The 13597-nt window shown below is 63.1% G+C and carries 11 protein-coding genes; 4 read left to right on the top strand and 7 right to left on the bottom strand.

The features are described 5' to 3' along the window. The first annotated feature begins 145 nt into the window (after positions 1 to 145). Both P3T24_RS18045 and P3T24_RS18040 read left to right on the top strand, forming a co-directional pair. Positions 146 to 1357 (top strand): MFS transporter, encoded by a 1212-nt coding sequence (locus P3T24_RS18045; RefSeq protein WP_429436510.1) that lies wholly within the window; start codon positions 146 to 148, stop codon positions 1355 to 1357. Between the two features lie 255 nt (positions 1358 to 1612). Next, positions 1613 to 3376 carry a collagen-like triple helix repeat-containing protein gene (locus tag P3T24_RS18040; protein WP_429436507.1) on the top strand — a complete coding sequence of 588 codons (1764 nt, stop codon included), beginning with the start codon at positions 1613 to 1615 and terminating at the stop codon, positions 3374 to 3376. Positions 3377 to 3490: 114 nt separating this feature from the next. Here the strand turns inward: P3T24_RS18040 and P3T24_RS18035 are convergent, their stop codons facing one another. The 3 genes from P3T24_RS18035 to P3T24_RS18025 form a co-directional block, all read right to left on the bottom strand. Beyond that, complete coding sequence (locus P3T24_RS18035; RefSeq protein ID WP_429436505.1) at positions 3491 to 4495, bottom strand: cupin-like domain-containing protein; 1005 nt, start codon at positions 4493 to 4495, stop codon at positions 3491 to 3493. Positions 4496 to 4646: 151 nt separating this feature from the next. Beyond that, the gene (locus P3T24_RS18030) at positions 4647 to 5792 is read right to left on the bottom strand and encodes a branched-chain amino acid ABC transporter substrate-binding protein (protein ID WP_074263109.1); all 1146 of its coding nucleotides are present in this window, start codon (positions 5790 to 5792) and stop codon (positions 4647 to 4649) included. Between the two features lie 443 nt (positions 5793 to 6235). Then, on the bottom strand, positions 6236 to 7342 hold the full coding sequence (locus P3T24_RS18025) for an NAD(P)H-dependent flavin oxidoreductase (RefSeq protein WP_429436502.1): 1107 nt from the start codon (positions 7340 to 7342) through the stop codon (positions 6236 to 6238). Between the two features lie 249 nt (positions 7343 to 7591). Between P3T24_RS18025 and P3T24_RS18020 the strand changes: the two genes are divergently transcribed. Both P3T24_RS18020 and P3T24_RS18015 read left to right on the top strand, forming a co-directional pair. Then, entirely contained in the window at positions 7592 to 8290 is a 699-nt protein-coding gene (locus tag P3T24_RS18020) for a dienelactone hydrolase family protein (protein ID WP_074263108.1), read from the top strand. Positions 8291 to 8330: 40 nt separating this feature from the next. Continuing rightward, complete coding sequence (locus P3T24_RS18015; protein ID WP_429407199.1) at positions 8331 to 9791, top strand: amidase; 1461 nt, start codon at positions 8331 to 8333, stop codon at positions 9789 to 9791. Between the two features lie 36 nt (positions 9792 to 9827). Here the strand turns inward: P3T24_RS18015 and P3T24_RS18010 are convergent, their stop codons facing one another. The 4 genes from P3T24_RS18010 to P3T24_RS17995 form a co-directional block, all read right to left on the bottom strand. After that, on the bottom strand, positions 9828 to 11117 hold the full coding sequence (locus P3T24_RS18010; RefSeq protein ID WP_429406784.1) for an MFS transporter: 1290 nt from the start codon (positions 11115 to 11117) through the stop codon (positions 9828 to 9830). A 244-nt stretch (positions 11118 to 11361) separates the two neighbouring features. Continuing rightward, positions 11362 to 11673 (bottom strand): high-potential iron-sulfur protein, encoded by a 312-nt coding sequence (locus P3T24_RS18005; RefSeq protein ID WP_074263106.1) that lies wholly within the window; start codon positions 11671 to 11673, stop codon positions 11362 to 11364. A 187-nt stretch (positions 11674 to 11860) separates the two neighbouring features. Next, a complete protein-coding gene (locus P3T24_RS18000) occupies positions 11861 to 12967 on the bottom strand; it encodes an NAD(P)/FAD-dependent oxidoreductase (protein WP_074263105.1) in 1107 nt (368 codons plus the stop codon). Between the two features lie 283 nt (positions 12968 to 13250). Next, positions 13251 to 13544 (bottom strand): DUF4148 domain-containing protein, encoded by a 294-nt coding sequence (locus P3T24_RS17995; RefSeq protein ID WP_429436499.1) that lies wholly within the window; start codon positions 13542 to 13544, stop codon positions 13251 to 13253. Positions 13545 to 13597: the final 53 nt, after the last annotated feature.

The following is a 13597-nucleotide window of genomic DNA, read 5'->3' as shown; positions in this document are numbered from 1 at the left end:
GCGGCCGTGGTCCGGTAGAAATTAGATATTAATTCAGCGCTCGCCTGCAGGGCGCCGGCCGCTTCGTTAGAATCGGAACTTCGCTTTCAGCCGGCTTTCGCGTTATTGTCCGGTTCCGTTTTCGCTTTATGCCAACGAGACTTCCGTGTCCGATCGTTCCCCCGACCTTTCCGCGCTTCCCGCCGCCCATCGCGATCTGCCGGCCACCTCGTTGCAGCGCGCCCGCTATGCAACGATGGCGCTCTTCTTTATCGCCGGGATGATGTACGCGTCGTGGGGGGTGCACGTGCCGACCGTGCGCGACCGCTTCCATCTGAATCCAGCGCTGCTGTCGATCGCACTGCTGGCGGTGGCAGGCGGCTCGATCACCGCGATGGCGACCAACGCCTCATGGATTGCGCGGGTCGGCACACGCCGCGCGTGTCTCGCCGGCGGCCTTGCGATGGCGGTCTGCGCCGCGCTGATCCTGATAGTTCCGTTTTACTGGATGCTGCTGGTTGTGCTGGCAGTCTTCGGCGCCGGAATGGCAACGCTGGACGTGGCTATGAACGCCGAAGCGAGCGCAGTCGAGCAGACGCTCGGACGGCCAATCATGTCCCAGTTGCACGGTATGTTCAGCGTAGGCGGGATGGTGGGCGCCGCCGTCGGCGGAGCGTTGCTGTCACGTGGCATGGCGCCGGCCGTTCATCTCGCTCTCGTTGCCATCCTGAGTGCGCTCGTGCTGCTGGTGGCGTGTCCCGCGGTTTTGCCTCATGTGCCGCAGGCGGATCATCCGGATGCCGCGCCGCCGCGCGCCAACCGCTGGCGCTCGCCGGCGCTGTGGGCGCTCGGAGCGACTGCGCTGGTGGCGCTGATCGCCGAAGGAGCGATGTACGACTGGGCCACCGTCTACATGCGCGACGTCGTCGTCGCGACGCCGGCGCTCGCGAGCGCGGCGTACGCGGCGTTTTCGGGCGGCATGGCGGCGGCCCGCTTTGCCGGCGATGCCGTGCGCGCCCGCTTCGGCGCCCCGCAGCTGGTGATGGCAAGCGCGTCGCTGGCGTGTGCCGGGATGATCGGCGCGCTGCTGTTGCCCTACTCGTTCACAGCGTTGACAGGATTCACGCTGATGGGCCTCGGGCTGGCCAACATGATGCCGGTGCTATTCGCGGCGGCCGCGCGGGTCGAAGGGATTCATGCGGCGGAAGGGCTTGCGCATGTCGCGGGGCTCGCTTATTTCGGACTACTGCTCGGGCCGGTGATCATTGGCGGGGTCGCGCAGGTGACCGGCCTGCCGATCGGGCTATCCGTGGTCGCGATATGTTCGGCGGTGATCGCGTTCGCCGGGCCGAAGGTATTGCGTCGTTTGAAGATCTGAGGGAGACGGGCGCAGCGAGCCGGTCAACGGCTCGTGGCAGCGTCCGAAACGTGCAGCCTTACGTTACGTTACATGGGCTTGCCGCACGATCCCGTTCCGCGACACATCAATGCTTGCGACACTCATCGATGACTCTGACGAGAGTCGTAGCGCTTTGATTTTTATCGATTTATTCTGCACGACAGGGCGCTCCGCACAAATGGCATAGGCCTTGCAGTTAGCTCCCCCACTGGTTCAATCAGGGGGAGCATAAACATGAATCGCAATTTCAAGATGACGGCCATCGCCATGTGCGTGTCGTCAGTGATGGTACTTCAAGGCTGCGGCGGCTCCACGGTCAATAAGCCGCCGACGACGGGTAGCGGCTCGGGGAGCGGTGGCGTAATTGGCACAGGCGGGGGTTCGGGCGCGGGTGCAGGCGGTGGCTCGGGTACGGGCACGCATACTCCGACGCCGACGCCGACTCCGACGCCGACTCCGACGCCGACTCCGACGCCGACGCCGACGCCGACTCCGACTCCGACTCCGACTCCGACTCCGACTCCGACTCCGACTCCGACTCCGACTCCGACTCCGACTCCGACGCCCACGCCGACACCGACACCGACACCGACTCCGACTCCGACTCCGACGCCCACACCGACGCCGACGCCGACGCCGACCCCAACGCCGACGCCGACGCCGACGCCAACACCGACTCCGACTCCGACTCCGACTCCGACGCCGACGCCAACGCCAACGCCAACGCCAACTCCGACTCCGACTCCGACTCCGACTCCGACTCCGACGCCGACGCCGACGCCAACGCCGACGCCAACGCCAACACCAACACCAACCCCCAGCGCCAACGCCGTCGGCGTAGTCATCCAGAACGCGGGCAACGTTGTCTCGTCGACCGGCCAGACCGTCTCCTCACTGGGCAGCCAGATCGGCCTCACGCCGCTGCCCGGCGGCAACTCGGCGACCACCACGGCGCTCGGCAACATCCTGTCGAACGTCGGCAACGGCGTCACCGCTGTTGGCATGGGCGCGACGAACGGCCTCGGCCAGCTCGGCCTGTCGAGCAATCCGCTGGGCATCACGATCTCGAGCAGCGGCAACCTTGTCTACGACGCGGGCCAGGCAGTCAACAGCGCCGGGAAACTCGTGACGAGTCTCGGCAGCGGCCCGACAGCTGCGCTCAGTCCACTGACGACACCGCTCGGCAGCACCGTCTCCACCGTTGGCCTTGCCGTCGCCGGACTCGGCACCCAGCTTGGCAAGACGCTTTCGACCGGTCCGATCGAGCAGCTCACGACCTCGGTCAGCACCGCCATCACGCCGATCACCTCGACTCTCGCGCAGACGACGCAAACCGTCGGCGAGGCCACCGGGCTCGGTGCGCCGCTGAACGGCCTGCTGTCGACGATCGGCCACGGACTGGATAGCGCCGGCAACAAGATCAGCACAGCAACCGGCAACCCGGTCGGCGAGAATCTCGGTACCGTCGTCACCAGGCTCGGCAATACCGTCACTTCGGCTGGCGGTCTGCTGGTAGGTGGCACCGGCAGCAACCCGCTGGGCGGCAACCCACTCGCGCCGATCACCAGCATCCTGACAGCCCTGCCCGGCACGCTGAGCGGCGGCCTGACAGGCGGAAGCGGTGGCTCGGGTGGCCCGCTTGCGCCGATTACCGGCGTGCTGAGCACGGTGACCTCGTCGTTGACGGGTGCCCTCAGCGGCGCCAGCGGCGGCTCGGGCAATCCGTTGGCGCCAGTCACCTCAGCGGTTTCCTCGCTGACCGGCGCACTGGGTTCGGTGACGGGAAGTGTTTCGATCTCCGGCTCGGCGAGCGCGTCCGGATCCGGCTCCGCAAGCGGCAGCGCCAGTGCCGCCGCCAGTCTGCTGACGCCAATCACAGGACTGGTGAGTTCGCTGACAGGTGGACTGGCCCTTTCGAGCTCAGGCAATAGTTCCAGCAGCAGTAGCTCGAGCAGTAGCTCAGGCGGCCTGCTCGGCGTGCTGGCGCCCAAGAAATAACGACGGCAATTAAAAGAAGCAGTACCAGGGGGCGGCGGACCGGGTAACCGGTCCGCCGGTTTTTATTGCGCACCGGCAAACGCAATCAGGCGGGAAATACAGCGCATTGCGCGCCTAGAGTTCGTTATAGGTGTCGTAGGTATTGCAGAAGTCGTTACGTACGACGAAGTTGGTATACGTCATCGTGACGGACGGCTCGAGTCCTTCCACGTAGTGCCACCATCCGATCGGCAGAAACAGCAGATCGCCAGGCCCGATCGTGCATTCGATCAGGTTCGCCTGCTGCACAGCCGGAAACCGCGTCGCATCGATCGCGTTGCCGTCCACCTGCGTATAACAATGCAAGTGGTTGTACATATACGGCGTATCCGACATCGGAATCAGCTTGATCCGCTTGCGCCCAATCACCTGGGCCATGAAGTTGTTGGTGAGATCGTGATGAAACGGCGTCTTGGTACCGCCCGGTCCAAACCAGAAAAACCCCGTATCCGGCGACGCAGGGTCGAGATATTCGCGAATCGTCGGCGCGTCTTCCCATAGCGCCGCAAGCGAGGCGCGATTAATCGACGTGTTGTTCGCCGTCATATAAAAGTCGTTGGTCGGCCGGCTGCGTTCGACCAGATCCACATATTCGCGGAACGGCATTGTGCGCTTCAGGTTCGGCTGATTGATCTCGTAGTTCGGATCCGATTCGCGGCCAAACTGGACTTCAACTTCGCAATCGCCGCAACGCGCGCGAAAGTAATCGAAACTCCATTGCGTGCGTGCCGGCCATGAGTCGAATGCGCCCGTGATAATCACCGGCCGGTTCTGAAAGTAGTACTGCTCAAAGAATTCGTCGCGCGTGAGCCGCTCGCGCCGCTCGACCGCGGCGCCGCTCGCGCGCATGCGGCTTAGCTGGCCATATACGGATAAGGTCCAGTCGCGCTTGCGCAAACGATTGCGCAAGCGCGCGCCACCCTGCAGATAGGGGCTGGCAAGTGCGGTGTTGATTTCGAGCGCTGCTTCGTCGGCATCAAAGCCTTCGTTGAGCATGGCAGCGTGGAGCGACTGCGCGGTCGCCCCAAGCAAAAGATTTTCAGCAATCCAGCGACGCATATCGTCGTTTGTGCGAGTCATGGTCGGCCCCCCTCTCTCTGTTTTTGATTTGTCCGATCGTTAGATTCTCATGCGCGCGCCCAAAAGAAAAGGCGTGCATTCCGTAAAGAATGCACGCCTTGAATCGTCCGGCAGACGGCAGGCAAAACGCCCACCGTCATGCGGCAAAAACTTACATCTTGACCACGTCCAGCAGCGTCTTCTTGCCGCCCTTGTAGTCGTACAGCGAGATCACGCCGTGCTGCAGGTCGCCGTGCGAATCGAACGTCGTTTCGCCAATCACGCCCTTGTAGTCGGTCGTCGGCATTGCTGCCAGGATCTTTGCCGGATCCGTCGAGTTAGCACGCTTCATAGCATCGACAATGATGTACACAGCGTCATACGTGAACGGAGCGTAGATCTGGATCGGCTGACCAAAACGCTTTTCGTACTTGGCTTCGAACGCCTTGCCGCCAGCCATCTTCTCGAGCGCCATACCGGCTTCCGAGCAGACGATGTTGTCGGTTGCGTCGCCAGCCAGGTCGGACAGGCCGTCGGTACAGACACCGTCACCCGCCAGAACCTTCGCGCGCAGGCCGAGCTGCTTGGCTTGCTTCGCGAACGGGCCGCCGGTGGCGTCCATGCCGCCGTACATGATCGCGTCAGGGTTTTCGCCCTTGATCTTCGTCAGAATGGCGCGGAAGTCGACAGCCTTGTCGTTGGTCGCGTCATGCGACACCACGTTCAGGCCGAGCGACTTGGCGGTCTTCTCGAACTCGTTTGCCAGACCCTGACCGTAAGCGGTCGAGTCGTCGACGATCGCGACGCTCTTCACCTTCAGTTCTTTGGCTGCGTAGTTAGCCAGTGCCGGACCTTGTTGCGCATCGGTCGCCACGACGCGGTACGTCGTCTTGAAGCCCTGCTGCGTGTAAGCCGGGTTCGTTGCCGACGGCGAGATCTGCACGATACCTGCATCGCTATAGATCTTCGAAGCCGGAATCGAGGTACCCGAGTTCAAGTGGCCGACCACTGCAACGACCTTGTCGTCAACCAGCTTCTGGGCAACCTGCGTTGCCGTACGCGGGTCAGCCGCGTCGTCTTGTGCGTCGAGTTGCAGCGTGACCTTCTGGCCGCCAATCGTCAGACCCTTGGCGTTGATTTCTTCAACCGCCAGACGAGCGCCGTTTTCGTTGTCTTTACCCAGGTGAGCAATACCGCCGGTAAGCGGTGCGACGTGGCCGATCTTGACGACCTCGTCCGCCACCGCGCCCGTTGCCAACGACGCAAACAACATGGCAGCAGCGCTGATCGGCAACAGCTTTTGAATCTTGATGTTCATGTAAGTCTCCAGTTTCGGTCCCAAAAACAACGTAATCGCCCTGTGCCCCGCTTCCTTCTCGTGTCGCTCAGTCCCGTGGACGACCACGCCGGTTGCATCGTGTATGCACTTGGACAGTACGTCAATCGGCCTGTTTGTGGCAGGCGGCTATGCGTACTTGCGCGCAAGTGTAGGCTATCAAATTAATTTGTGGGATTTTTTTGAGTAAGTGGGATGAACACTAATAGCGTTTATCCCACAACGTCGAATGAGAAGACGCGAAACACCCCGGAGAACACCAGCCGGCGCGGGTTTCCCTCAAACGGGTGGTTTGCCGCGAGGGCTGGGTAAAGGTTTTTCAGGCCTATGCCATTAATTCGCGGAATAAGGATTGAGCGGCGCAAACGATAGCGCCATCGCACGGATGCGACACCGGCCCGATACCCCGGTCGACGCTACGCAATTTATCCAGCAAGAGCGGCGATATTCGCGGCCGCCTCACGCCATTCCGCGTGCAACTGTTCGACCAGTTCCGCCGCGGGCAGCCCTTCCTTACGCTTGCTTCCGAGCGGCGCGGCCTGCCCCGACCATAAAGACAGATAGTCGCCGTTATTGGCGCGGCTCGCTGTCTGCCGCAATTCCTGCGTCAGCGCGTTTTGCACCGGGTACGGCGCGACGTTTCCAGGCTGTTCGCTCAACTGCTGCATCAGCGGATTGCGTATGCCGCGTGCATGCCGGCCGGTGATGGCACGGGTGACCTCGGTCGCCGTATCGGGCAACGTGCGCACGCGGGTCTTCCAGTCTGCGGGAATCGCGCTTTCGGCGCAGGTGAGGAACGCGGTGCCCATTTGCGCGGCTTGCGCCCCAAGCGCAAGGGCGGCCACGATGCCGCGTCCATCCATGATGCCGCCCGCGGCCAGCACCGGCAGACCCGTGGCGTCGACCAGTTGTGGCACCAGCGCCATCGTGCCCACCAGCGCATCCTCGAAGCGGCCGATGAAAGTGCCGCGATGCGCGCCCGCTTCGGAGCCTTGCGCGGCGATCGCATCGGCGCCGATGTCGCGCCACGCGACACCTTCGGCCGTATGCGTCGCCGTGCCGATTACATAACTGCCGGCCGCGTGCAGACGCTCGACATCCTGCGCGGAGATCAAACCGAAAGTGAAACTCACCACCGGCACACGCAATTCGATCAGCATGTCCAGTTGTTCCCGGAAGTCGGGGGCGTAGCGGGCGAGCGGCTGGCCTGGCGGCAGGCCCAGTTCGGCGCGCAACGGATCGATGGCACTCAGCGCGCGGCGTACGGTGGCGTCGTCCGGTGCCGACGGCTCCAGCACAAACAGATTCACGCCGAACGGACGCCTGGTGAGCGCGCGAATCGCCGCCACTTCGCTGGCGAGTTTCTCCGCGGTAAAAGGCGCGGCGGCGAGAAACCCGAGGGCGCCCGCATTCGAAACGGCGGCGACCATGGCGGGTGAAGTCGGGCCACCCGCCATCGGCGCCTGCACGACCGGCACGCGCAGATCAAAACGTTCGGCAAACGGCGAGGCGAAACGGTGTGCGGAATTCATGATGACGTCCTTCGGCATGGGGTGCCCACATCGCGCGTGGGCTGATGCTGACGACTCTACTGGAGCGCCGTAACGCCGAAAAATGAATTATCGAGAACGTTTCCATCGTCGAACGAGAAAGCGGCGCCCGGTAAGGAGGCAGCGCGCGCCGCGTCTGGCCGCTCTGCACGGCCTTTCTTTTAGTGGCAAACTGACCGCCCGCCGCGGGCTTTGCCCGCTTGCACCTACCGCAATTTGAAGGAGAGTGACGTGAGCGTGACTACCCGTTGGATCGACATTCCCGCCGGCGACGACAGTTTCGAGGGTTATCTGGCGCTGCCCAAAAGCGGCAAGGGACCGGCCGTCATCATCATTCAGGAAATCTTCGGTGTGAACAGCCATATTCGCGCGGTCGCCGAACAGTACGCGCAAGATGGCTACGTGGCACTCGCGCCGGATATTTTCTGGCGTACCCAGCCGCGCGTCGAACTGACCTATGTCGGCGCCGACCGTGACAAGGGGATCGAAATCCTGCAAAAGACCGACGTGGGTCTGGCCGTGGCCGACATCAGCGCAACGGCGGCCGCTCTGCGCGCGATGCCGGAAGTGACCGGCAAGGTGGCGGCGATCGGCTATTGCTTCGGCGGCCGGCTCGCCTATCTGACTGCCGCGCAAAACACGATCGACCTGGGCGTGAGCTACTACGGCGGCGGCATCCAGAATCTGCTCGACGAAGCCGCGAAGATCAAGGTGCCGATGCAGTTTCACTACGGCGAGCTCGACCACGGCATTCCTCTGGAAGCGGTGGGTCAGGTGCAGGAACGTTTCGCCGGCCGTGGCGATGCGGAATTCCACATCTATCCGAATGCCGATCACGGCTTTAACTGCACCGACCGCGCGTCGTACAACCAGCACGCCGCAGCGCTGGCCCACGGCCGCACGCTGACGTTCCTCGGCGAACGTCTGTAAGCGGCACGGCGTGCTCTCCGACTACCTCGCCCATGACGCGATGGGTCTCGCCGAGCTGGTGCGCACGCGCGCGGCCAGCGCGCGCGAGTTGCTCGACATCGCCATCGCTCGCGCCGAAGCGGCCAACCCCGCGATCAACGCGATCGTTCTTAAGGACTACGAGGCCGCGCGCGAACGCGCGTCGCGCGATGATGCAAGTGCGCTCGGCGACGGCCCGCTCGCGGGCGTACCTTATCTGATCAAGGATCTGGGTGCGCCGGTGGCGGGGTTGCGGATGTCGATGGGCAGTCGCCACTACCGGCACTTCGTGCCCACCGAAGACGCGCCGGTGGTTGCCTTGGCGCGCGCCGCAGGTCTTAACATCTTCGCCAAGACCAACACGCCGGAACTTGGTCAGATGCCCTACACCGAGCCCGAGCTGTTCGGCCCTTGCCGCAATCCGTGGAGTCTCGATCACACGCCGGGCGGTTCGAGCGGCGGAGCGGGCGCTGCAGTCGCAGCCGGTATCGTGCCGCTGGCGCATGCTTCCGACGGCGGCGGTTCGATCCGCATTCCTGCCTCCTGCTGCGGTCTCTTTGGTCTTAAGCCATCGCGCGGACTGGTGCCGGGTTTGCATGCGCCCGGGGCCGGCGAGTTGGGCGTCGATCACGCCATCTCGCGCAGCGTGCGCGACAGCGCACTGCTGCTCGACCTCGTGACCGGGCAAACGCAGCAAGGCGCCATCGGCACGCCCGGTACGTTTCTGGGCGCGGTGAGCGAGCCGTGCCGGCCATTGACGATTGCCTATGTGACCGAGCCGATGCTGGCGCCCACGTTATCTGCCGACGTACGCGCGGCGCTCGACGACGCGGCGAAACTCGCGGCATCGCTCGGCCATCACGTGGAGCCGGTCTCGCTCGGCATCGATTTCGAAGCAGTCCGCCATGCGTTCCTGATGCTGTGTTCGGTGACCACCCGCGACATGGTGCTCAACGCGGATCGCATCACCGGTCGCAAACCGATGCGCGAAGAGTTCGAAATCGCCACGTGGGCGATGGCGCAAATCGGCCGCAAGCTCGGCGAACGCGCATTGCCTGCCGCGCTCGAGGAACAACGCCGCATCACCGCGAAGCTGACCGATCTGCTGTCGCGCTACGACGTGATCCTGTGCGCGACGCTGGCCTCCGCGCCGATCAAGATCGGTGAGATGCAACCGAGCGCAAGCGAGCGCATGCAGATGCGTGCGGTCGTCACGATGCCGATCGAGGCACTCCTGAAAAGAATGCTCGCTGAAGCCGCCGACAAGGCATTCGCCTGGGCCGGCTGCACCGAGATATTCAATCTGAGCGGACAGCCCGCGATGTCGGTGCCGCTTTACTGGAATGCCCGTGGCTTGCCGGTGGGTGTGCAATTCGCGGCGCGTGAGGGTGGTGAAGCGACATTGTTGCGCCTGGCCGCGCAACTTGAAACCGCACGTCCCTGGTTCTCCAGAAGACCGCCTTTGATGCCAGCACGCATCTAGCGGTATCTAAGCTTCTCTGCGCACAGCATCGCCAGCTCATGCGTGTTTGCGACGCGCGTCGAGATCGGCGTGGCGCATGCCTGGCGTATAGGCAAGCGCGACGATCGACAGTGCGAGACCTGCCATGACGTAGTAGGTGGGCGCGAGCGGCGAGCCCGTGGTTTGGGTAAGCCACGTAACGATCAACTGCCCGAAGCCGCCGAACAGCATCACCGCAATGTTGTAGGCGAGCGATAGCCCGGTCGAACGCACATTGGCGGGGAACAGTTCGGCAATCATGGCGCCAAATGGGCCGTAGTAACCGGACAGCGTGATCGACAGAATCGCTTGCACGAGGACCAGTTTCGCCACGCTCGGCGACCCGGCGAGCCAGGAGAACAGCGGGTAGATCAGGATCAGCGTCAACACCAGCGACCAGATCGATAGCCCTTTGCGGCCGATGCGATCGGACCATGCACCGGTCAGCGGCGAGAGCACCATCAGCAGCAGGTTGCCTACGATCACCGCATAGAACGACTGCGCATAAGGCAGCTTCAGTTGCTTCACTGCGAAAGTCGGCAGATAGCTGATCAATACGTAGATCGTGACCGTGAGCGCGATCACCGTGCCGAGTCCGCAGACCACTTCGCGGCCGTGGCCCGAAAGAACTTCACGCAATGTCGCGCGACGGGCCGTCTGTTGGGCATGCAAAAACGCTTCCGAGTCGGCAAGGTGGCGGCGAATATAAAAACCGACCGGCCCGATCACGAGGCCGAGTATGAAGGGCACACGCCAGCCCCACGATTTGAGCGCTTCCGGTGAGAGCCCGTGCGTAATCGATGCGCCGACTACGGCGCCCAGCACCAGCGCGGCCGCCTGGCTTGCCATCTGCCAGCCGCCGTAAAAACCTCGCTTCGAGAAAGGCGCTGCTTCGATCAGCAGCGCAGTCGAACTGCCGAACTCGCCGCCGGCCGAGAAGCCTTGCAGCAGACGTCCGAGCACGATGATCAAAGGGCCGCCGATGCCGATCGCCGAATAAGGCGGCGCAATCGCCAGCAGCAGGATGCCGAACGTCATCAGCGCGATCACCAGCGACAAAGCCGCCTTGCGTCCCGCACGATCCGCGTAAAGCCCAAGAACGATGCCGCCAATCGGCCGCATGACAAATGCGACGCCGAAACTCGCAGTGGTGAGAAGCAACGACGAGTAATCGCTGCTGGCCGGAAAGAAGAGCTCCGCGATTACCACCGTCATCAAGCCAAAGACCGTGAAGTCGTACCACTCGAGCGCATTGCCGATAACCGCTGCTGCAACTGCTCGTGTGTTGAGGCTCTTTGACGCCGGCATCAGGATCTCCAGCCTTCGAAAAGTGTTGCGCGCTGTGTTGAACGTAAGCCGCCCGGCGAGACGACGCAATGCCGCCATGCGAAATGCATTGCGAGTGTAAAGATGGCTGTAAAGGTTTTCAAGCAGCAAAAAGGCGTCGGCCACTCGCTGTGGCGGACGCCTTGGCACATCTTTGCAGGTATTGCGCCGTCATGCTGCAGCGCAATTTACCGCGACAGGCATGCTGAACGGACCCTACCGGGCCTTACGCTTTCTTGTTGTATGCACTGCACCAACCTTTGGCCGACACCTGCTTGCCGCCGAACATCGGGCAGGCGCCCCACGGATCGGTGGCCTTGCCCTGATAAAAGCTGCAGTTGCCGCAAGCCTGGCCGGCCGCGTACTTCGCATACTTGGCCTTGTCGACCTGAGTCGCGTCGGCTTTGTAGCCGAGCGCCTGGGCGGTGGGATCGGCTTCGGTGACTTTAGGGGCGTCGGCAAAAGCCTGGCGCGACAACGCGAGCGTGGACGCAACGCCAATGCTCGTAATCAGGAACGTACGACGGGATGACTTCATGGGGACTCACTCCATTTTGTATGGGACTAAACGCCGTTCTAACGACAGCGATCCCCAAGCATAACAATGAAGCCCCAACGCGTGACGGTCCAAATGATAGAGATAAGCGATTTCGTAGTTCGACGCTAGCCCGTTGCCGGGCGCGGCGCCCAATCCGCAGTATCAACCTGCAGCGCCGCCCCGATAACTACGCCACTCCTGCAACTTCGCAGACACGCTGCGCAATCGCCAGACACGCCGTCAGCCCAGGTGACTCGATCCCGAACAGATTCACGAGGCCGCGCACGCCGTGCGCAGCGGGCCCCTGAATCACGAAGTCCGCAGCGGGTTCACCAGGACCGGAGAGCTTGGGGCGAATGCCCGCATACGCCGGCTGCAATGCGCCATCGGGCAACGCGGGCCAATAAGCACGAATCGCCGCGTAGAAGGAATCGGCTCGATGCGGATCGACGTCGTAGTTGATCGCATCGACCCATTCGACGTCGGGACCGAAGCGAGCCTGGCCGCCCAGATCGATAGTCAGATGGACACCCAGACCCGCCTCGTTCGGCATCGGATAAATCAGGCGGCTGAACGGCGCGCGTCCCGAGATGCTGAAGTAGTTGCCGCGTGCCAGATACAGCGGCGGCACATGCCGCGCGTCGAGTCCGCGAATCTTGCGTGCAAGCGCATTGGCCTGCAGACCCGCGCTGTTGATCACAGACGCCGCGCTGATCGTGGTGGGTGCGGCACCGCCCACTTTCACGACGAAACGCCCGTTGCTCGACTCGATCGCCTCGACCGGTGCATGAAACGCGCACACAGCGCCATCGCGTTCGGCATCGCCCTGAATCGCCAGCATCAGTTGATGACTGTCGACGATGCCCGTGCGCGGCGAGAACACTGCCTCGACACATTCGAGCGCCGGTTCCAGTGCTTGCGCCTCGGTGCCGCCAATCCGCATCAGGTCGAGCACGCCGTTTTCCTTGCCGCGCGCCATGATGCTTTCGAGTTGCGGAATCTGGTTGCGCGAGGTCGCGACAAGCAGCTTGCCGCACCGCGAATGCGGCACGCCGTGCGCCTCGCAATAGTCGTACAGCATTTCACGACCGCGCACGCACAGCGCCGCTTTCACCGAACCGCGCGGATAGTAGATGCCCGCGTGAATCACTTCGCTATTGCGCGAACTGGTGCCCACGCCGATGGCTTCGGCGCCCTCCAGCACGATCACTTCGCGACCGCGTGCCGCGAGAGCACGCGCGATGGCCAGGCCCACGACGCCGGCCCCGATCACTACACATTCGATCTGATCCATGTCCCTTGACGCGGCCTACCGCACCGCGTGACCCCTCGTCCACCTGATGAAGATGAAGAACGGCCGCGGCTATCTCGTGCCGCCCACCGCTCGCTGTCGAACGCGTCCTGCGCACATGACAAAATTCTACGACGCGGCACAGAAACGAATGCCCGCAGTCGCAACGACTGCGGGCATCGGATCGGGTGCCAGATCTTGAGTCTGTATGCCGGACGGCTTCAGTGTACGCCGTCAAGGGTTAATGCGGTCAATTCATGTGGGCATCGTTTCGCTTACCCGGTCCTCAATTCTGGACAGCAGTGCCGTTGAGTGAGGCGCTGCTTTGAGCGCTAGCGTGTGCGGTGTTGATCTGCGCGCGCGGCACGGTGTAGCCGCCCATGGCGAATTGCTGGGGATACGCCGGCGCGTTCGGGTTCATGCTCAGTTCACCGTCGGCGCGTGCTTGCGCCAGTTCTGCCTTGACCTCGGCGCGCGTCTTCGGACCGTTCGCAACCGGGTTCGCGGTGTCATCGCCTGCGAAGGCGGGCAAGGCAACAGCAGCGGAAATCAGCAGGGCAGCAAGAGGAGCGAATTTCATGATGGATTCCAGATTCGTCGGGACTGTTCGGGGCGGAAATGAAGCGGCGTCGC

It is taken from the genome of Paraburkholderia sp. GAS33, from assembly GCF_050436645.1.
Lineage (GTDB): Bacteria > Pseudomonadota > Gammaproteobacteria > Burkholderiales > Burkholderiaceae > Paraburkholderia > Paraburkholderia phenazinium_B.
This window is presented reverse-complemented; position numbering and strand designations above follow the sequence as displayed.